The sequence below is a fragment of the Bacillus yapensis genome, from assembly GCF_005280205.1.
In the GTDB taxonomy this organism is placed as follows: domain Bacteria; phylum Bacillota; class Bacilli; order Bacillales; family Cytobacillaceae; genus Robertmurraya; species Robertmurraya yapensis.
This window is the reverse complement of record NZ_SUND01000015.1, coordinates 119,395-139,354: the sequence shown is the minus strand read 5'-3', so window position 1 is coordinate 139,354 and position 19,960 is coordinate 119,395. Positions and strand designations below refer to the sequence as shown.

21 protein-coding genes and 9 tRNA genes are annotated in these 19,960 nt (G+C 40.3%); 2 read left to right on the top strand and 28 right to left on the bottom strand.

Annotated elements, in window-relative coordinates; all coding sequences use genetic code 11:
* Window positions 1–42: 42 nt before the first annotated feature.
* From FAR12_RS17355 to FAR12_RS17310, 10 genes are all read right to left on the bottom strand, one after another.
* Window positions 43–119: transfer RNA gene (locus FAR12_RS17355), tRNA-Arg, on the bottom strand.
* 68 nt (window positions 120–187) lie between these two features.
* A tRNA-Leu gene (locus tag FAR12_RS17350) sits at window positions 188–273 on the bottom strand.
* Between the two features lie 60 nt (window positions 274–333).
* Window positions 334–418, bottom strand: a tRNA-Leu gene (locus FAR12_RS17345).
* A gap of 19 nt (window positions 419–437) precedes the next feature.
* A tRNA-Lys gene (locus FAR12_RS17340) sits at window positions 438–513 on the bottom strand.
* A gap of 155 nt (window positions 514–668) precedes the next feature.
* A tRNA-Gln gene (locus FAR12_RS17335) sits at window positions 669–743 on the bottom strand.
* Window positions 744–753: 10 nt separating this feature from the next.
* Window positions 754–830: transfer RNA gene (locus FAR12_RS17330), tRNA-Asp, on the bottom strand.
* Window positions 831–987: 157 nt separating this feature from the next.
* Window positions 988–1,062: transfer RNA gene (locus tag FAR12_RS17325), tRNA-Glu, on the bottom strand.
* Window positions 1,063–1,076: 14 nt separating this feature from the next.
* Window positions 1,077–1,167: transfer RNA gene (locus tag FAR12_RS17320), tRNA-Ser, on the bottom strand.
* 4 nt (window positions 1,168–1,171) lie between these two features.
* Window positions 1,172–1,246, bottom strand: a tRNA-Asn gene (locus FAR12_RS17315).
* Between the two features lie 292 nt (window positions 1,247–1,538).
* Window positions 1,539–2,000, bottom strand: coding sequence for a SprT family protein (locus FAR12_RS17310; protein WP_126410061.1), 462 nt, complete (start codon window positions 1,998–2,000; stop codon window positions 1,539–1,541).
* A gap of 96 nt (window positions 2,001–2,096) precedes the next feature.
* Here FAR12_RS17310 and cmpA point away from each other — a divergent pair, with 96 nt between their 5' ends.
* The gene (gene cmpA, locus FAR12_RS17305) at window positions 2,097–2,210 is read left to right on the top strand and encodes a cortex morphogenetic protein CmpA (RefSeq protein WP_126410060.1); all 114 of its coding nucleotides are present in this window, start codon (window positions 2,097–2,099) and stop codon (window positions 2,208–2,210) included.
* A gap of 21 nt (window positions 2,211–2,231) precedes the next feature.
* Here the strand turns inward: cmpA and FAR12_RS17300 are convergent, their stop codons facing one another.
* From FAR12_RS17300 to acpS, 14 genes are all read right to left on the bottom strand, one after another.
* Window positions 2,232–4,388, bottom strand: coding sequence for a Tex family protein (locus tag FAR12_RS17300; RefSeq protein WP_185819434.1), 2,157 nt, complete (start codon window positions 4,386–4,388; stop codon window positions 2,232–2,234).
* A 113-nt stretch (window positions 4,389–4,501) separates the two neighbouring features.
* Window positions 4,502–5,092, bottom strand: coding sequence for a PP2C family serine/threonine-protein phosphatase (locus FAR12_RS17295; protein WP_126410058.1), 591 nt, complete (start codon window positions 5,090–5,092; stop codon window positions 4,502–4,504).
* The gene (gene sigB / locus FAR12_RS17290; protein WP_126410057.1) at window positions 5,089–5,880 is read right to left on the bottom strand and encodes an RNA polymerase sigma factor SigB; all 792 of its coding nucleotides are present in this window, start codon (window positions 5,878–5,880) and stop codon (window positions 5,089–5,091) included. The genes FAR12_RS17295 and sigB overlap by 4 nt, the downstream gene beginning before the upstream one ends.
* Window positions 5,858–6,334 carry an anti-sigma B factor RsbW gene (gene rsbW, locus FAR12_RS17285; RefSeq protein ID WP_126410056.1) on the bottom strand — a complete coding sequence of 159 codons (477 nt, stop codon included), beginning with the start codon at window positions 6,332–6,334 and terminating at the stop codon, window positions 5,858–5,860. Before rsbW ends, sigB begins: the two co-directional genes overlap by 23 nt.
* Window positions 6,331–6,663, bottom strand: a complete 333-nt coding sequence (locus tag FAR12_RS17280) for an anti-sigma factor antagonist (RefSeq protein WP_126410055.1) — start codon at window positions 6,661–6,663, stop codon at window positions 6,331–6,333. The genes rsbW and FAR12_RS17280 overlap by 4 nt, the downstream gene beginning before the upstream one ends.
* A 58-nt stretch (window positions 6,664–6,721) precedes the next feature.
* Entirely contained in the window at window positions 6,722–7,732 is a 1,011-nt protein-coding gene (locus FAR12_RS17275) for a PP2C family protein-serine/threonine phosphatase (RefSeq protein ID WP_126410054.1), read from the bottom strand.
* 11 nt (window positions 7,733–7,743) lie between these two features.
* Window positions 7,744–8,145, bottom strand: a complete 402-nt coding sequence (locus FAR12_RS17270) for an anti-sigma regulatory factor (protein WP_126410053.1) — start codon at window positions 8,143–8,145, stop codon at window positions 7,744–7,746.
* Between the two features lie 5 nt (window positions 8,146–8,150).
* The gene (locus FAR12_RS17265; RefSeq protein ID WP_126410052.1) at window positions 8,151–8,507 is read right to left on the bottom strand and encodes an STAS domain-containing protein; all 357 of its coding nucleotides are present in this window, start codon (window positions 8,505–8,507) and stop codon (window positions 8,151–8,153) included.
* Window positions 8,479–9,336, bottom strand: coding sequence for an RsbT co-antagonist protein RsbRA (locus FAR12_RS17260; RefSeq protein ID WP_126410051.1), 858 nt, complete (start codon window positions 9,334–9,336; stop codon window positions 8,479–8,481). Before FAR12_RS17260 ends, FAR12_RS17265 begins: the two co-directional genes overlap by 29 nt.
* A 714-nt stretch (window positions 9,337–10,050) precedes the next feature.
* Complete coding sequence (locus tag FAR12_RS17255) at window positions 10,051–10,401, bottom strand: type II toxin-antitoxin system PemK/MazF family toxin (RefSeq protein WP_126410050.1); 351 nt, start codon at window positions 10,399–10,401, stop codon at window positions 10,051–10,053.
* Between the two features lie 4 nt (window positions 10,402–10,405).
* On the bottom strand, window positions 10,406–10,687 hold the full coding sequence (locus FAR12_RS17250; RefSeq protein ID WP_126410049.1) for a CopG family ribbon-helix-helix protein: 282 nt from the start codon (window positions 10,685–10,687) through the stop codon (window positions 10,406–10,408).
* Window positions 10,688–11,007: 320 nt separating this feature from the next.
* Complete coding sequence (alr, locus tag FAR12_RS17245) at window positions 11,008–12,168, bottom strand: alanine racemase (RefSeq protein ID WP_126410048.1); 1,161 nt, start codon at window positions 12,166–12,168, stop codon at window positions 11,008–11,010.
* Window positions 12,169–12,306: 138 nt separating this feature from the next.
* Window positions 12,307–13,326 (bottom strand): LolA family protein, encoded by a 1,020-nt coding sequence (locus FAR12_RS17240; protein WP_126410047.1) that lies wholly within the window; start codon window positions 13,324–13,326, stop codon window positions 12,307–12,309.
* Window positions 13,327–13,534: 208 nt separating this feature from the next.
* Window positions 13,535–13,888 carry a holo-ACP synthase gene (acpS, locus tag FAR12_RS17235; RefSeq protein WP_126410046.1) on the bottom strand — a complete coding sequence of 118 codons (354 nt, stop codon included), beginning with the start codon at window positions 13,886–13,888 and terminating at the stop codon, window positions 13,535–13,537.
* Between the two features lie 319 nt (window positions 13,889–14,207).
* On the opposite strand from acpS, the gene FAR12_RS17230 reads away from it, so the two are divergent.
* Window positions 14,208–14,936, top strand: coding sequence for a rhomboid family intramembrane serine protease (locus FAR12_RS17230; RefSeq protein ID WP_126410045.1), 729 nt, complete (start codon window positions 14,208–14,210; stop codon window positions 14,934–14,936).
* A gap of 14 nt (window positions 14,937–14,950) precedes the next feature.
* Here the strand turns inward: FAR12_RS17230 and FAR12_RS17225 are convergent, their stop codons facing one another.
* The 4 genes from FAR12_RS17225 to FAR12_RS17210 form a co-directional block, all read right to left on the bottom strand.
* The gene (locus FAR12_RS17225; protein WP_126410044.1) at window positions 14,951–16,405 is read right to left on the bottom strand and encodes a PH domain-containing protein; all 1,455 of its coding nucleotides are present in this window, start codon (window positions 16,403–16,405) and stop codon (window positions 14,951–14,953) included.
* The gene (locus FAR12_RS17220) at window positions 16,398–16,877 is read right to left on the bottom strand and encodes a PH domain-containing protein (protein WP_126410043.1); all 480 of its coding nucleotides are present in this window, start codon (window positions 16,875–16,877) and stop codon (window positions 16,398–16,400) included. Before FAR12_RS17220 ends, FAR12_RS17225 begins: the two co-directional genes overlap by 8 nt.
* 243 nt (window positions 16,878–17,120) lie before the next feature.
* Window positions 17,121–18,617 carry a degradosome RNA helicase CshA gene (gene cshA, locus FAR12_RS17215; protein ID WP_126410042.1) on the bottom strand — a complete coding sequence of 499 codons (1,497 nt, stop codon included), beginning with the start codon at window positions 18,615–18,617 and terminating at the stop codon, window positions 17,121–17,123.
* A gap of 648 nt (window positions 18,618–19,265) precedes the next feature.
* Window positions 19,266–19,952: an alpha/beta hydrolase gene (locus FAR12_RS17210; protein ID WP_170972241.1), complete on the bottom strand. Its 687-nt coding sequence runs from the start codon at window positions 19,950–19,952 to the stop codon at window positions 19,266–19,268.
* Between the last annotated feature and the right edge of the window lie 8 nt (window positions 19,953–19,960).

Sequence of the window (19,960 nt, the reverse complement as noted above, 5' to 3'; positions counted from 1 at the left end):
AACCAAGTGCTCTACCAAGCTGAGCTACTTCCCGAAATAATATGGCGCGCCCGAGAGGAGTCGAACCCCTAACCTTTTGATCCGTAGTCAAACGCTCTATCCAATTGAGCTACGGGCGCATTCTGCTTTAAAAGCGACAACTTAATTAGTATATCAAAATAGTATTTGTTATGTCAAGAACTTTTTTTGGTGCGGCCGAGAGGACTTGAACCTCCACGGGGTTGCCCCCACTAGGCCCTCAACCTAGCGCGTCTGCCATTCCGCCACGACCGCATAAAGATGCGACGATTACTATTATATCAACAATTACCTAAACTTTCAACTGGTAACTATTGGTGCGGGTGAAGGGAGTCGAACCCCCACGCCTTGCGGCGCTAGATCCTAAGTCTAGTGCGTCTGCCAATTCCGCCACACCCGCATGTAATACTTTATAAAAATGGTGAGCCATGAAGGACTCGAACCTTCGACCCTCTGATTAAAAGTCAGATGCTCTACCGACTGAGCTAATGGCTCTCAAAGTAGCTGCTAATATATTTCATCTAAAGGTAGGCATCTAATGATGTCCCCATCTCAGGATGTACAATCAAACAGCAGAATGATGGGTACAACTTGAAATTAATTCATATAGAATTACTTGAAGTTCTACCGATTGAGCTAACAATCAAAAATGGCTGGGCTAGCAGGATTCGAACCTACGAATGACGGAGTCAAAGTCCGTTGCCTTACCACTTGGCTATAGCCCAATAAAATTAATGGCGGTCCGGACGGGACTCGAACCCGCGACCTCCTGCGTGACAGGCAGGCATTCTAACCAACTGAACTACCGGACCAAAGCTTTTTCGCGATAGCGAAAATAGGTTTCATTATTCTTTTTCGACGTTAGGAGAAAATAGCTTTCCTCTAACTTTTTCGCCTCAGCGAAACCATTTTCCCCATAAGGAGAAAAAAACTTTCCTCTCTATATTATATAGAAGGAAATTAATTAAATGGTGACCCCTACGGGATTCGAACCCGTGTTACCGCCGTGAAAGGGCGGTGTCTTAACCGCTTGACCAAGGGGCCATATAAAATTTGTATGGCGGAGAAGGAGGGATTTGAACCCTCGCGCCGCTCGCGCGACCTACACCCTTAGCAGGGGCGCCTCTTCAGCCTCTTGAGTACTTCCCCAAAATGGCTCCGCGGGTAGGACTCGAACCTACGACCGATCGGTTAACAGCCGATTGCTCTACCACTGAGCTACCGCGGAATAATTGTATTCTACCTCTCAAGCCTGTTTGTGCTTCCGATGGTCGTCCCGATCTCAGAATGTTTATTCAAGATGCGGTTCGATCGGTACGCTCGAAGTAATTTCAAGGATGTATCTCATCCGTGCTCCCCACTGAGCTACCGCGGAATAAAGCTTATTAAAGGTTGTTCTGTCTTATCGACTCTTCATATTATAATGAGATGTATACTCCAAGTCAAGAACAAAAATTCACGATTATTTTAAGGCTGTTTTTTTGTCGAGGTATTAAAATTAACATCCTCACAGTTAAATGTCAACCATCTATTTTAATAAGTTTACCTCGACATTTTCCGCAAACATACCGAGATACATTAATTGTTCTTTTCCTCTGATAAAGCTGTTCACATTTCGAGCACTTATAGACAAGAATCTTACTACTCCTTTTCCTAACAGGTCTAGCGGGAAGTGAACTACAAAATCGTGGAGCATCTACCTTTTTTAAAAGTTCCCTAAAATCAGCGTCACGATGCTGATAACCTTTTCCTTCTATATGTAAATGATAATGACAAAGTTCATGCTTGATAATACCGATGAGTTCTTTTTCGCCTAACTGTTCCAAGTACTGGCGGTTGATTTCGATGTTATGAGACTTCAATAGATAGCGGCCACCAGTTGTACGAAGGCGATTGTTAAACAAAGCTTGATGTCTAAATGGTTTTTGAAAGAACTTTATGGACAAATTTTCGACTAGCTCTTGTAACTGATAATCCTCCATATTCCCCAGTCCCTTCTACATTAAATAGTCAACATGACAACCTATTATAGCATACATTGTATATACCCCTTGAATTCTAAAATGGGAGGTCTAAGTATGCCTACTTGGTTCCAAAATCAGATGCAAAGAGCCTTTTTTGAGAAAAACCGCTACCAGATCAAACTTCTGAATCAATGCTGGTTCTTTTACAGAAAAAAACACTGCTCGTAAAAGCAGTGTTTCCTACTGTTGTTATTCACCAGGAGAAAGCATCGTTAAAGCTACTCTACCCTTTTTCTCGTCAACCGAGTCGACCCAAACCGTTACAACATCTCCGACAGAAACGACATCTAACGGATGTTTAACAAATCCTTTTTTGAGCTTCGAGATATGAACAAGCCCATCTTGTTTTACCCCGATGTCGACAAATGCTCCAAAGTCGACAACATTTCTTACTGTTCCTTGTAGTTCCATGCCCGCTTTCAAATCTTCAAGCTTTAACACATCTTTTTTCAACAATGGTCTAGGTAAGTCATCGCGCGGATCTCTTTCAGGACTCATTAGTGCATCGATGATATCTTGAAGTGTTAGCTCCCCAATTTCAAGTTCAACAGCCACTTCTTTCACATTCACTTTTGAGAGAGCATCTTTTAAAGCATCAGTACCTAGATCAGCCGTCGTAAATCCTAGATTACTGAGTAGTTTTTTAACCTCAGCATAGCTTTCTGGGTGAATACCAGTCCTATCAAGCGGCTCCGAGCCATCTACGACTCTCAAGAAACCAATCGCTTGTTCAAAAGTTTTCGCTCCAAGGCGAGGGATCTTTTTCAATTGATCACGCTTTACAAACTTTCCTTCTTCTTCACGTTTTTTCACGATATTCATCGCTACCGCTTTTGATAAACCTGACACATATTGAAGCAGCGATGGTGAGGCAGTATTTACGTTTACCCCTACTTGGTTAACAGCCGTTTCCACAACGAACGTTAAAGATTCACTCAATCTTTTCTGTGATACATCGTGCTGGTATTGACCGACACCTACAGATTTCGGATCAATTTTTACTAGTTCCGCAAGAGGATCTTGTAATCTACGTGCGATTGAAACAGCACTTCTTTCTTCTACTTGGAAGTCAGGGAACTCTTCACGAGCAATATCAGAAGCCGAATACACACTCGCACCCGCTTCGTTAACGATTAAATAGAAGATTTGGTCTGACTGTTCTTTTAAGATATCTGCAATAAATTGCTCTGTTTCCCTCGAAGCTGTTCCGTTCCCAATCGCTACAACTTCTACTTTGTATTTCTTTAGAATAGCTACTACTTTGTCCTTCGCTTCCTGTGGCTTTGCTTTTGGTGGATGAGGGTAGACAACACCGATTTCTAGCACTTTCCCTGTTTCATCTACAACCGCAAGCTTACAACCTGTCCGATAAGCCGGGTCCACACCAAGAACGACTTTTCCTTTTAAAGGAGGCTGAAGTAATAGATTTCGTAGGTTTTCTGAAAAAATATGTATCGCTTGTTCTTCTGCCTTCTCGGTTAATTCACCGCGAATTTCTCTTTCAATAGAAGGCTGAATCAGTCTTTTATAACCATCCTCAATTGCTTCACGTACCGCAGCTGCCGTAATCGACGCAGGGTTCTTAATCCACTTTTTCGATAAATAGTTTAAGATGACTTCCACGTTTGATTTAATCGAAGTTCTTAAAATATCTTCTTTTTCCCCGCGATTTAACGCTAAGATTCGGTGTGGCACAATTTTTTGAACAGGCTCGGAATATTCGTAGTACATCTCATACACATTCTTTTCATCTTTTTCAGCATCCTTAACGGACGATTCGATGATTCCAGTCTTAAATGTTTCTCTACGGATCCATTTACGGCCCTCGGCATCATCAGACACGAGTTCAGCAATGATATCCTTCGCACCCGAAATCGCTTCTTCAACAGTGGCAACTTCCTTCTCTTCGGATAAAAATTCTCCCGCCTTCGCTTCAAGAGAACCCGAGCTCGGGAAAGTCATCATCCAGTTCGCTAGTGGCTCGAGCCCTTTTTCCTTTGCCACGGTCGCTTTCGTTCTTCTCTTTTGCTTATATGGACGGTATAAATCCTCTACTTCTTGTAGTTTTAAAGAGGCTACGATTTGCTGCTGTAGCTCCGGTGTTAATTTCCCCTGTTCGTCAATTAAGCGAATAACCTCTTCTTTTCTTTGCTCTAAGTTTTGGATATAGTTCCATCTTTCCATGATGTCACGAATTTGCACTTCATCTAGAGCTCCCGTTTGTTCCTTACGATATCGTGCAATGAACGGAACTGTATTTCCATCATTTAATAAATCGATCACGTTCTTAACTGATTTTAATGGCAATGATTGCTCGGTAGCGATCACTTTTAAGATATCTTCCACGTAATGGTCCTCCAACTCTTTTCTATGTACCTAATTGCTATTTTAACAAAAATTATCGTATGAATGCACATGACGAAATAACTAAGGCACCTGCTTACTCAGCAGGCACCCTATTAAAACAAGCTTCCTATAATAAAAGTAGCATCTTCATACGAAGGTTTTCTTTTAATCTCTTCAGCAATGGCTTGCAAAGGTCTTTCCGCATTAAGCACAGATTTTAACCCTTGAAAATGAAAGCCATCCGAATAAAGAAGAAATTTTGAACCCTGTTCATAAGAATAGCTCTGCGTACGAAAGGTCTGTGGCTTCCCAGATAAATACCCTGTGACAGGAAGTGGATATGTCAGTTTTCCAGAAGACGAATAGAGGAAAAAGCGAATATTCCCCACACAGCTATAGGTAAATTCCTTCTTAGTAAAATGCACCTTAAATACCGCAACAGCCGCACCTCTTTTTTCAAAAAGCGCTTTATTACAACGATGCATTATTGTTTCCACATCTTCATGATGGTATTGCTCTACAATACTAATCACCGCTGTTGCAGAATCAAAAGCATTTATTCCGCTTCCGAGACCATCAGCAAGCACACAAATGAAGTATTGATCCGTGCATGTGTAAAAATAACCATCACCACAGTATTCATTTCCCGCTTTTGTCCTTTGATGGGCAAATACTTCTACGGCATCTTCTACAAAATGATTCATGATCGACACTCCGAACTATCATCTTCTAAAATCGCGTCTTTTAATTTTTTTATTGCTCTACGTTGTAATCGTGATACATGCATTTGTGATATCCCCAATTTTTCGCCAGTCTCCTTTTGGCTCAAATTATCTAAATACGTACATTGAATAATTTCTCGTTCCCGTTCCGTCAAAACATGAAGAACCTTTTCAAGCACCAATTTTTGATTAACCTTCTCATAGCCTGAATCGACATTTCCGACAATATCTAGAATCGTTACAGTTCCACCTTCAGCATCCGCTTCAAATGAATGATCCACAGACAACGCCTGATAGCTTTTCCCCATCTCCATTGCTTCTAACACATCTTCTTCCGAAATTTCTAGTTCGTCAGCGATTTCCTTGATCTTCGGAGAGCGATGGAGGGTGGAGGTTAATTCCTCAACCGTTTTCTTTATTTTCGGGCCGAGCTCTTTAATTCTTCTTGGTACATGGACACTCCATGTTTTATCGCGTAAAAATCGTTTGATCTCCCCTACAATCGTTGGTACAGCAAAGGCTTCGAAACTCTTTCCAATCGTCGAGTCATAGCGTCTGATTGCTCCGAGTAGACCAATAATACCCACTTGAACGATATCCTCATGAAAGGATTTTCCTTTTGAATATTTTCTCGAGATATGTTCAATTAACGGTTTGTAGTAAAGGACGAGCTTAGCTTGCGCTTCTTCATCCTGATGGTTCTGGAAGGATTGAATATACTGCTCAATCTCTTCCCGCGAGAGATAATTAGGTTGAGATTGTTTTGGCATCACTCTCCACCTTCTCTCCCTCCAGGTATTTCGTCATAAAGACGGTCACGCCTTCTGTATGATGAATTTTCACCTCATCCATAAGCGCTTCGATTAAATAGAGACCCAATCCTCCCTCACGCATAAATTCAACAGGATCATGATTTCGATCATACGGTCGAATTTTTTCTCGAAGCTCTTGAAAATTGAAGCTGACCCCTTTATCAGCCACCATGACCTCAAGTCGGTCCTTATACAAACCATAGCCGATCACAACTTCACCATTTTCACTTGCTTTGTAGGCATGTTGGACCGCGTTAGTGCACGCTTCACTGATGGCAATTTTCAAATCCTCAATTTCATCAAACGAAAATCCCATTCTTTCAGCAATTCCCGAGGAGGTTAGGCGAATCACACCAATATAATCTGGTTTAGCAGGAATCTTCATTTCAATGTAATCATACGGTTGATTCATTCTACTTCACCTTCAATCGGACTATTAATATCCATGATGTCTGCTAATCCGGTAATTTCAAACAGTCGCTTTAGACGATCGGACAACCCCATCAGTCTAAGCTCACCGCTTTGGGCACGGATATTCTTGAATATACCTACAAACACACCTAATCCCGTACTATCCATATAGTTCACATTTGTAAGATCAACAACCATCTGAACTTCGTCCTTTTTCGAAAGTGGAAAAAGAATATCTCTAAGCTCAGGGGCTGTATAGGCATCTATTTCTCCATGTACAAAGACTTCTATCACTCTATCATTCTCAAATAAATCGATTTTGATGTTCATAACTGACCTATCTCTCCCCGATATCAGTCTTATATTCCATTACCCTTTACACGTTTCACTAAACGCTTCTTTTTAAAATAATAAGGGTGAAATCATCTCTCAATTGGAAATTTTGTATTTGCTCCAAATCCTTGTATATGCGATTCACAATTTCTTGTGCTGAAAGATGCAAGTATTTATCTATATAAGTAAGAAGGGTGTCTTTTTCGACAAACCCTTCACTCGTTCTACATTCCGTCACTCCGTCAGATAAAAGAATAATCATATCACCGGGCTCGATCTTTTTTTCGTACTGGGTGTATTTCGTTTTTTTATCAATCCCAAGCATTAGACCTCTTGCTGTTATTTCGGTAAATTCCTTCTTCTTGCCATCATAAAAAAATCCTGGTTCATGTCCAGCGGAAGCATAGGAAAACAAGTGTTGTTCATAGTTGTAGATCCCGTGGAACATCGTCACAAACATGCTAGGATCAACATTTTGTTCCACGATATGGTTTAAGTTTTCTAATAAAATGCTTGGTTCATTTCGGTGTTCAGGTAGGCTATCCATGGCATATTTAATCATCGACATACATAACGCTGCCGGGATGCCCTTTCCAATGACGTCAGCAATCGCAATGCTGATACATTGATTTTCATCTTGAACAAAATTGTAATAATCTCCATTCATGAGCCGAGCCGGGACACTAATGGCACCTATATCAAGACCTTCCACAACAGGTATTTCCGTATCAAGTAACGTATGCTGGACATTTGCTGCAATTTCAATTTCAGAACGAAGTTCTTTTTGCTGATGGCGAAGGCTTTGGTGCTCCCGATAAGCAAACCCATATCCAAGCATAATCTCCAGTAATAAATCGAATGAGTGCGTAACATATGTAGGCATTTCAGGGTACATCTCTTGTAAGATCATTTTATGTAAACTAATTATTTCTTCAGGCGTGACTTGATTTTCGATCGATTTTCTGCTGAATTTTTGTGCTAGGTATAGGGTTGATTCCTTCTGTTCTTCAATATATTTGGCTAAAATATCTCGATATTTCGCTTCCATCGCTTCACGAAAAGGCATATCTTTTCCTCCTAACGGATCCACTTAATGGCTGTAATTTCGGTTCCTTTTCCTGGCGAAGATACGATTTGAAACTCATCCATTAGCCTTTTCACTCCAGGCAGACCCGCCCCTAGACCACCAGAGGTCGAATATCCATCTTCCATCGCTAGGCGAATGTCATTGATTCCCGGCCCGCTGTCTATTGCTATGATACGCAATCCCGCATGTCCCTTATCATTCATTTTTTCGATACACACCCGCCCCTTATGTGCGTAGATAAAAATATTTCTCGCTAGCTCGCTAATTGCTGTTGTAATTCGAGCCTGGTCGACGACTCCAAATCCAAGCTCTTTGGCAACATTCCTACCTAATTGTCTTGCTGCAACGATGTCCCATTCAGTCTGGATATTTACGCAGGATTGGATGTCCATTTCTGTTATTCCCCCAATTCCTGTTTTAATTTCTCCAGGCCTTTTTCGAGGTCCAAGGATGTCAACACATCGTTCAAACTAATCCCTAACTCAATTAATGTGATGGCGACTGCAGGCTGAATCCCTGTAATAACTACCTTTGCTCCCATTAGCTTTGACATATTAATGACGTCGCCTAATACCTTCGCAATAAAAGAATCAATAAAATCAATGGAGGTGAGATCGATGACAACCCCATTCGCATTGGTTTCGTGAATTTTATGGAGCAAGTCCTCTTGGAATTGCAGTGCCGTTTGGTCATCTAATTCCCATTGAATTGAGACAAGCAAACAGTTATATAATTTTAGAATTGGAATCCTCACTAATTTCACCTACTTGTATCATTTTCTTTTTCATGATTTCCAACGCTGCTTCCATCCCTTTTTTCAAGGTGTTCTTCGTCGTGACTTGGTTCAGGTTAATTCCTAGGCTAACTATTGTTTGAGCGATTTCTGGACGAATGCCAACAAGCATACATTGCGCCCCGACTAATCTCACTGCGTCGGCAGCCTGAATGATATGATGAGCGACCATTGTATCAACGACAGGTACTCCAGTTATATCGATCAAGACGACTTCAGAACGGTGTTTGACTACGCCGTTAAGGAGGTTCTCCATAATTTGTTTGGCTCTTTCGGTATCGATTGCTCCAATTAGAGGCATGACTGAAATCCCATCAAACACCGGAATTAAAGGAGCAGAAAGTTCTTGTAGTGCTATTTTTTGAAGGGATACAGTTCTTTCCCAGGTCGTGGAATAGACGTTGACGATTTCGTTGGTCATCGGATTGGTCCATTTGTGTAATCCGTAGAAAAGTTTCATTTCATCTTCTTCATTTATTAGTTTTTCATCCTTGATCCCGTCATAGACAATGGTTGAAAAGACTTGTATTCCTTCGGTTACAAAGCTAATGGGCCAGCCGAGTTTGACTACTTTTTCGGCAAAGTCGCGAAGTCGTTCACTATATTCTTCGTTTTCATCGTTCAAATTAGAGGTAACCATTTCCACAAATTCTCTACTTGTCCCGACAAATACTTGGTTTGAGACGACTCGAAGGACGCGGTCGTCTGCTTTTTCTTTCATTTTTTCAACCCAAAGGTTGAGGATGTGTTCCTTATGATTGTCGATGTAGTTAATGATCAGACTATTCATTTCGCTCACTCCTATCTCACATTTCTATTTCCGAACGGTTTCTTCCTCTTTTTTACTGTAACTAATATATAAATTTAATAAAAGAAAATATTCTAGCTCAAAGATTTTTTATATACCCTTTTTCGGAACATCCTAAACCTAAATTATGGAATAAAACGATATTTTTTTGAACACATAAGTTAGCTGTTTTCAGAGTTGATTTACACACCAATCAACTTAGTTGGCATTACTACAATATGCTTGCACACATGGGGATAGAAATCTTTAATTTGGTTTTGTAGGTTTTAGGTCTTATATAAGTCTCGAAAAAATCTTATTATGTATTTGAGTGACAACTATTGCTCTCAGCTAGCCAATTCTGGTATTCATTCGGTATTTGTCTGACAACTATTGCATCCATTCAGCAATTTCTGTCAGACAAACTATTTTTCATTGACAACTATCTCATCCATACAACCAATTTTGTCAGACAAACTATATTTCATTGACAACTATCCCTTCCACTCAGCCAATTCTGTCAGACAAACCACAGATGGTTGACAACTATTCCTTCTATTTGACCTTTTTTGTCAAGCAAACCAAAAATGACTGACAACTATCGCAACTTACAGCCCGAATCTGTCAGATAAGTTCTACGGTCAGAGCTTTTCCCCAAAAAAGAAAGGCTGTTCCCAAAAGGTTGCTTTACAACCTTTTGGGAACAGCCCTGGTATATTAAAATTCTATGAGACCTAAGCTTATTTGTAATGCTTCGTCCACTTTTTCCATCATTTCTTCATCCAGATGGGTGATTTTATCGGTTAAGCGCTGTTTATCAATAGTTCGAATTTGTTCCAGCAGGATGACCGAATCTCTTTCGAAACCATATCGCTTCGCATCAATCTCAACATGAGTAGGCAGCTTTGCTTTTTGAATCTGAGCGGTAATTGCTGCAATAATGACTGTGGGACTAAACCGGTTCCCAATGTCGTTCTGAATGACAAGGACTGGACGGACACCGCCTTGCTCCGAGCCAACAACTGGGGAAAGGTCTGCAAAATAAACGTCTCCACGTTTAATATTCAAAGGATTATCCCCCGCTTACTAAACGTTCAACTGTGTGTTCTGCCTCATATTCTGCTTGAAAGCTTTCCGAAGCAATCGATAAATTAAGCTTCGCCATCTCCATGTAACCACGTCTCATGGATTCACGAATTTGTCTCTTTTTCCGTTCGCGCAAGTACATTTTTGTTGCCTGATAAATGAACTCGTTTCGGTTAACATTTTCTTGTTTAACGTAACCATCTAATTCAGTTACAAGATGTTGCGGTAATTTTACCAAGATTTCTGTTGTTGCGCTGGACTCAGACACAAACATACACCTCCACCATCACTACACACCATTTTTTGTACCGTACTAACTGTCCGTGAGACTTCCGGTTTTTTCTCTAGCTAATGAGAAAGCTGTATTTAGTTAATCTAATCTATACCAACTTTTATAATACCACCAAATCGCCTAGATGCAAAGGCTAATCGCTAATTCTACTGTATTATCAGCCAAAAAAATACCCTTTTATGCATCCTAATCCTTAAATATTTCGATTATGACTAAATTTATTGAAAAATAAGATGAATCCCTAACCTTGCATCAATAGTGGATTTGTCCCCTCATAGCGCTCAGGGCCCTAGTTTTTAGGCTTGAAGAACGCCATTTTTCACATCAATCGTTTTACCAGATTTTACATAGATCCGCGGGACCCTGCTTGAAATCGTACATGGGATTTCATAGTTGATTGTATCTAGACGCTCAGCCAGTTCGTCAATCGATACATGTTCCTTTTTATCCCATCCGATTAAAGTGACAACCGTACCAATTGGTAGCTCCTTTGGTAGCTTTATCATACATTGATCCATGCATATTCTGCCCACAATCGGAACTCGCATACCATCTATGAGAACTTCTTGTCCTTGAAGCCTTCGAATCCATCCATCCGCATAGCCAATTGGAAGCGTTCCGATCCACTCTTCCTCTTTCGCTTCATAGGTTCCTCCATAGCTTACCTTATCGCCAGGAGCAAGCTTTTTTACATGAACCAGAGTTGTGCGTAATGAAAAAGCTTCTTTTAACGGAAAAGGCAATTCTCCTTTTATTTCAACCGAAGGAGTCAGGCCGTACATTGCAATTCCATAACGAATGCCATTGAAGTAATTTGTCGTTCTTAACGCAGCAGCACTATTACTCGCGTGAATCATTTTTGGCTTATTGTGTAAAGCTTCCACCATCTCTTTAAAGCGAGCCAATTGTTCTTCAAAATAGCTTAAATCTAAGCTATCAGCCGTCGCAAAATGGGTAAATACCCCTTCCAATTGAATGCGATCATCTTCATTAATAAGGCGTTCTATTTTTTGCAAGGTTGACTCGTCACGAATTCCGATTCTGCCCATCCCTGTATCCAATTTCAAATGCACTGAGATCGTGACATCTTTCTCCATCAGCGCACCGATCTCACGAATCCATTCCTCTTGAAAAACAGTTAACGTGATATTATTTTTAGCTGCCACATTTACATGATCGGCTCGTGTTGCACCAAGAACAAGGATCGGCGCATCAATGCCTTTTTGTCGTAAAGCAAGGGCCTCGTCTAAAAAGGCGACTGCCAAAGAAGAAGCACCTGCATCTAACGTAGTTCTTGCCACTTGTACATCGCCATGTCCATATCCATTTGCTTTTACAACTGCCATCATCTCAACATCTATGGGTAAACGAGATTTCATTTGCTGAACATTTTCTTTAATGCAATCCAAATCTACTTCCACCCATGTATCACGGTAAAACTGTTCTTGACTAACCATCTATTTACACTTCCCTCAATTTTTCCAAACACATTATAGTAAAATTATCGAACTCATGTAGGAGAATGTCAAATTAGAAAAGTCCTAATCCTTTCAGAAAAAGAGACCCTTCGCAAAAGAAGAGCCTCCTTGTATATGTTACTTCACCATATCACCTTGTACCTCAACAGAACGGGCAAGTGTTAGCATTTCTTCTTCTGTTAAGTCGTTCGACGCAATCGTGTAATCCACTCCTTGGAACGTCCAAGATAAAGAGTTCGCTGTAAGGGCACCAATCGTAAAGCCTAAGTCAACCGGTTCACCACTAACCGTTGTCGCTGCCATGGCTGTTGGTACGACCGTTGCTTTTTCTTGAATAATTGTAAAAGCTTTCTCCCCATCATATGTTAATACGACGCGCTTACCATCCTCAGTATCCATAGCTTTTTCCCCGACAAGCTCCTCATCCGAGATTGTTGCTGTTGGATATTTAACCGTGAATTCTTTATCCTCCACATCAGCCATAACTGGGACTTCCATTTGAGCACCAGTCATATTTTTCGCCATATCAAAATCCTGTTTCTCAAAAGTGGCATCAAAGTTTGCATTCGAGAATTCGACCGTGACGAGCGCTTTCCGATCAGGATCCATGACTTTTACACTAACAGGAGTTAAATCCTTTTTATTCAAAGTAATCTCCTGTAATGGAAGCATCTTGTTGTTTTGGTAACGCGTTTTCGTTTCAAACACATAATGATCTTTAGTTGATGTGAATTTTGCTTCCTTGTCTTGTAAAATGTCCTCAATCAGTGATTCATATAAATAAGCTTGGCTGCTGTTCTCTGGCCATTCGCTTTGGAAGCGGAAGCTTTTATTCAAAGCAGGTGTCAGGACAAAGACTCCATCATCGTTCCGAAGAATCATCTGACTCTGGTCCTTTTGAGCATTTTTCAAATCTACGCGATAGTAGGAAGGTTCCTTATGCCAAATTTCCACATCATAGGTTTGCGGCTCTGTGCCCATTTGTAGCGTCATTTTAGCCTTAACCTCGTAGGCTTTTAATTCTTCTAGCTTACCGTTCAATTCCTTGACGACATCTTCCTGTGATTTCGAACCACAAGCGGACAAAACGAAAATTACCATTAGTCCAAAGAGAAGCAGAACATACCATTTCTTCATCCTTTCAACCCCTTTTGTCTCATTTATGCGTATTTAGCCTCATTGTTACTTAGTTTCCGTGCCAAGCCCGATGAGGCACTTCCACCTTTTCAATGTATAGAGAGTAAGTAGTTAGCGGAAATGTTCACCAACTAGTCTTGTCTCCCCTATCGCACTATGAATATATGAGACAACCTTCGGGAATATGACGAGCCCTCGATTAAGGTTTTTAATTTTTTTCGATAATCACTTGTGCAACGGCATATTCTGCACTATGCGAAATCGATAGATGAACCCCTTTGTTAAAAGGTTTTGTGATGAATGGTTTGCCCTTTTCATCGGAAGCAATTTCGATGTCCAAGAAAGATAGATCTTTGCCGATTCCAGTTCCGAACGCTTTGGAAAAAGCTTCTTTCGCTGCAAATCGTCCAGCCAAAAACTCAACCTTTCGCTTCCCTGATAAAGTATCAAGCTTAACTCTCTCACTTTCTGTTAAAACTCGGTTAGCAAATTTCTCTTGTCGTTCCATAATCGCTTCAATTCTTTTTAATTCCACAATATCGAGCCCAATTCCAGAGATCATTGTTTATCTTCCTTCTCATTTTTCTAATTGGCCAAACATATTATGAGATGACCAATCATAGTCTTTTTGTTTATTATATAGTTAGATACCGTCCATTTTTCCAGTACGTTATCTTATTCTCCATAGGTTGTTTTTTCGTAAATGTCTTAAAGCCGACATTTACACTTCCTACATGGTTTAGTGGTACTAAGAAATTTTGCACGGCAATTTTCGCTACCCACTTTATTGATTTATAAGAGGAAACAGAAATTAATTTAATCAATTATATCCATAAGAAACTATGTTTGCGAAAAATGCCTAGCCTAAAGGAGGTTATACTTTGTTTGTTCGGACAGAAAGTTTTAAAGAATTTATCCGCTACTATCCTGTTGTTTCTTTTATTGTCTTTCTCCATATCTTAATATACCTACTTACCGTATTACCAGCTATCTTCCCATCTAAATGGATTTTTGAAACGTTCATGGGCGTGAACCTCTATATCGTCCAAGGCGAGTATTGGCGCCTCGTCACTCCTATTTTTCTTCATAGCGGCTTTCCACATATGTTATTTAATAGCTTCTCGCTCGTTTTATTTGGACCTGCTCTCGAAAGAATTCTTGGCAAACCGCGTTTTATCACATTGTATTTAGGAACAGGAATTATCGCTAACGTGGCCACCCTTATTTTGGAGCCATTAACCTTTACCCACGTCGGTTCAAGCGGAGCGATCTTCGGACTATTTGGCGTCTATTTAGCAATGGTCCTTTTAAGAAAAGATTTAATCACACGCGAAAACTCACAGGTTATTCTAACGATTGCGGTCGTTGGCGTGATTATGACCTTTGTCCAATCCAACATTAATATTGCAGCCCATATTTTCGGGTTAATCTCAGGCTTCCTCCTTGGTGCATTCCAGCTTGGTCGTGGCAGGGAGCTAGCTGATTCTTTTAAAAATGTTTCCTACCGTAGAACAAGAAGTTCATCTGGAAGACCTTCTTTTTCATCCAAAACACTGATTTGGATAGCGATTGGAGTGCTTGCGGTCTTAGGATTACTTGGTCGATTCTAAAAAAAGGCGCCAGATTAACTCTGCGCCTTTTCACTTTCTCTTGAAAACCACTTATACATCAACTCAACATCTTTTTCCTCTAAATCAGTCACTCTTCCACCAGCTCCACCAAGTCCCGACATAAGAGTTGCTTCAATAGACGCTAAATTTTCTTTGCGCTGAAAAAAGCTTTCCTTTAACGCCAACGTTTGAATTTTGTGCTTTTGCATAAAGACAGTATGTTTAACAAACGTTCGATAAGAAAGTGTTAACTGATTGCCTTGCTGGCTCCACCCGGCATCTTTATATTCTAAGTACGACCAGAATGCTGATAGCGGGAGTAACAACAGGGAGAGAGCACCCCATAGTTTAAAAAAGAAAATAAGGATGATTGCGATTGGAATGACAACTAGCCAACCTCTAAAAATATATCTTTTTAGCGCCCGTTTAGGAGCAGGAGTTGTTTGAATATCTAAATCGTAACCATCAATATGGTCTTCGATAAGTCGAGAAATTCGTGCTTTTTTTATCAGGGGTAAAATGTTTACAGACGCACTCTCTGCATTGGCTGCAGACCCCCCAGCACTTTCAATATATATACTCGAATAGCCAAATGGTTGACGGAGAATGTTTTCACTAATGCGAATCCCTTGGATACGCCCCAGCGGTACTGTGATTTGTCTTTTTTCTAAAAGTCCACGTGTAATGATGAGATCATTTTCTACCCTCTTCAAGGTAAAATCAGTGTATTTGATCATCATCCAAATGACCGAAATGATCCAAGCGAGCAAGAAACCGATAAAGACGATCAGACTGACAAAAAGAACGCCACTAGCCACAAATTCCTCTAGTTCATGAAAAACCGTTTTGTACGGAATCAACTCGTCGAATTGCGTAATAAAAGCAATTACAGCTGAAATGACGACCCCTACCCCACCTGAAGTAGAAGCGAGAATCAACAATTCTCTTGGTGAAATTTTGTATAAAATTTGTTCCTTTGGCTCTTGTATCTCATCTAATTTCTCTATGTCCTCAACACCGAGCGTTTTTACTTTTTGTAAAACCTCTTGAATCATGGCAGCCTCAGCTTTTGAAATTGCCGTTAAAGTAGCCTCAGCTCCATCTATAGTGCCACTGGCACCGGCTGTTTCCACTTTTACTTTTACCAATCCGAATGGCCTGTGAAAAATTCCTTCTGAAAGGTCTAAACTCTGAATCCGTTCAAATGGAATATAACGTTTTTTCCTGACAAATAACCCATACTCAATCCGAAGCTCTCCTTCCTCAATTCGGTATGTATAACGAAGCCAAGAGAATATTCCTGCGACAAGGATAAGGACTAACACAACAATTCCACCGATGATGGAAAAGATACCTCCCCCTTTGCTTCCAAACACAACAAAAGCAAAAAAAGGAATAATTAGTTCTTTTAAGGTTTTGATAGCATTAAGAACAGCTGTTATCGGATGAAGTCTTTTCGGTTCAGACATCCTCATCAGCCACCCTTGCCAGTTTTGATATATAGATCCTCATTTCTTCTGCTTCCTCTACCTCTAGCGCAGGGATCTCATGAATGGTTGCAGCCGTCGAAACAGTGACAGTTGCCAAATCATATTTTCGCAGTATGGGACCTTGGCGTGTGTCCACGTGCTGAACGCGAATCATTGGCACCAAAGTTCTTTTAACAATAAAGATCCCCTGTTGCAGTTCAAGCTCCTGCTCACGCACCTCGTATCGCCAACGTTTCCATTTAATTCGCGGAAACAAGTAAATAAAAAAGTAACTTTCAATGAGCAGAATGAGTACAGCAATTACACTAATCCATATCGGCCAATCAAATATGATCGTTAGAGCAATAATTCCTCCACATAGTAGCAGCGTGAAAAAACTGTATATCGTAGCCGTGATTCTCCATACGGTTAACGCACGCTCTGAAATCCTTTTTTGCGGTTGTAATAACATACGGTTTTCCTCCAAAAAATGTAATCAACATAGTACTTCTACGGTATCACATGCCAGATGGTTTCAAAACTGTTTTTTGAGGAGTGAGGGCTGCGCGTGACGAAGACACTGATATCAGAATCAGCAATGTCCGCATGAACATTACTCTCCCCAATAATCACAAAATTTTGCTCCTCATGAAGAAACATTCCCATCATCACAAAAAAAGACTGCACCCGAAGGTACAGCCTTTTATACACGAAATTATTTCGCAGAGTTTGTTCTTGGTTTACCACTGTTGTTGTAGCGTTTTCCGCCTTCGCTACCACCACGGCTTTGGCCTTGTCTTGGCTTGTAAGAACCTCTCTTACGGTCACGAGAATCAAACTTACCACCGCCACGACGGTCGCCTCCACCACCAGAGCGTCTTTCTCTCTTGTTTGGAAGTGGCTTTTCTTCAGTTAATTTAACTGGAGTTTGGTCTGGCTCTTTTGTAAGCATTTTAAGAACAGCAGCAACTACAGTTGTTGCATCTTGTTGTTCTAATAGCTCTTCAGCTGCTTGCTTGTAAAATTGAAGATTATTTGAATCGATAGATTGAAGAATTTTTTCAAGTACAGCTTTTTGCTGACCTTCTAAAGCCTCATCTAAAGTTGGTGGCTTCATTTTCTCCATTTTTCTCTTCGTTGTTCTTTCAACAACACCCAAGTATGACTTTTCACGTGGCGTAATGAATGTCATCGCTACACCTTCTTTACCTGCACGACCTGTACGTCCAATACGGTGAACATAGCTTTCAGGGTCTTGAGGAATATCAAAGTTGTAGACATGTGTTACACCAGAAATGTCCAATCCACGTGCTGCAACGTCAGTAGCAACAAGGACATCGATTGAACCTTCCTTAAATTTACGTAAAACAGACAGACGTTTTGCTTGGCTTAAATCTCCGTGAATTCCTTCAGCCATATAACCACGTAGGTTTAGAGCCTCAGCAAGCTCATCAACTCTGCGCTTTGTACGACCAAATACGATAGCTAGCTCTGGAGTTTGGATATCAAGAAGTCTTGTAAGAACATCAAACTTGCTCTTTTCTTGAACTTCTAAATAGTACTGCTCGATTAAAGGAACTGTCATTTCTTTCGTTTTAACACGAACGATTTGAGGGTCCTTCATGAACTTTTCAGCCATTCTTTGAATTGGAGCTGGCATCGTTGCAGAGAACAACAACGTTTGGCGCTCAGCTGGAGTTTTCGCTAAGATAGACTCGATATCTTCAATGAACCCCATGTTTAACATTTCATCTGCTTCATCTAAAACTACTGTATGGATATTTTCCAATTTAATCGTTTTACGGTTAATATGATCCAAAATACGTCCAGGAGTTCCGACAATGATTTGCGGATGATTTTTTAATGCGCGGATTTGACGGTTAATGTCTTGTCCTCCGTAGATTGCAAGGACTCTTGCTCTTTTACCATAACCGATTTTGTAGAGTTCTTCTGAAACCTGTACTGCTAACTCACGAGTTGGGGCGATAACAATACCTTGAATAACATTAGAATCCTTGTCAATTTTATCTATCAAAGGGATACCAAATGCAGCTGTTTTACCTGTACCTGTTTGTGCTTGCCCGATTAAGTCCTTGTTTTGTAAGCTTAATGGAATTGTTTCGGTCTGAACTGGAGTTGCCTCCTCAAATCCCATTTTCTTTAAAGATTTCATCGTAGCTGAGCTAATGCCTAAGTCTTCAAACTTCGTCAATGTTTTTCATTCTCCTTCTTGTTTAGAAAACTGCTTTGCGCCGCCTATACGAACAATGATTGTTCAAGCCATCTAACCGCTGCAACTTACGATTAGAAAAAGCAATCGTTGACCAAAGTCATCGTGTAAGTGAGAGAAAGAAGAGGTTCGCGAACGGAACGACAAACAAAAGATTCCTTAAGTGTATCGTCTTAAGTTATCTTCAACTATCCTAGAGGCCGAAAAGACCTCGAGTAAAACTTCCTAGCGCTCCTCAAAAAATCTATCGAATATTCCATCATGTCAATCTAATTAGCAATTAGATACAAATGTGGAGCAAACAGTTTTCTTTATTTAAATTTATTTTTTAAAAATAACATCCCGATATTATCTTTCACCAATAGAAAAAATCTTATTTCAGCAAATAAGCCATTTGAGTATGAATGCTGTAACTGAGGTTTAATAATTGATTCAGTTAGAATCTCTCTAATGTGGGGGTTAGAAATGTGTTCCATCTATAAAGTGAAAAAGACATTCCCCTCACAGGAGTATGTCCGAAATGAAATTCTTCGTTGACACTTTGAACCAATTTTAACACTTTAAAGAACTGAATGCAATTATCTGGAACGCAAGACCTGCAATATTTTTGCTTCCAATTTTTCTCTTATATTATTTTTGTAGAAAATCAACGACTTCTTGAAACAGCTTTTCTCTTTCAGTGCAATGACAGATCAAATGCTTGGATTCTTTTAGATAGATTAGCTTTTTATCGGGAGTACTAATATGCTCATATAAATATTGAGCACTTCTGGGTGGGACCACTCCATCGCTTTCCCCTTGTGCAATCAATGTAGGAATTGTCACCTTTGGGAGCAATGGCTTAATGCTATTAACTAGCTTTCGAAATTGCACAGTCGCCGCAATAGGTGTTTCTTTAATTTTTCGCGAATACCGGATAAATAATTCATTTTCTTTCAGTGTTCCTTTAAAGGTATCTTTCACCATTCCTACAAGGTCAAGCCCCAGTTGCCTTGGATTCACATAGTAGGCCGCCGCACTTAGTAAAATCAGTTTTTTAATTGGATAATGAACGGCCAAATAACTCGCAATTAACCCACCCATGGAGAAGCCAACAACATAGACCGTATCACACGTTTTCAAGAGGTCTTGCAGCTCTTTTTCAGCATGTTCAATCCACTGGTTATAGCTAATCCCTTTTAAAGCAAGTGATTCACCATGACCAGGCAGTGTAGGTACAGCAAAACGCCAGTCTGTCGTTGCTTTTAAATGCTCTACTAAAGGCTCTACCTCAGTAGGATCGCCTGTAAATCCGTGTATACATAAACATCCGATCAAGCCAATCA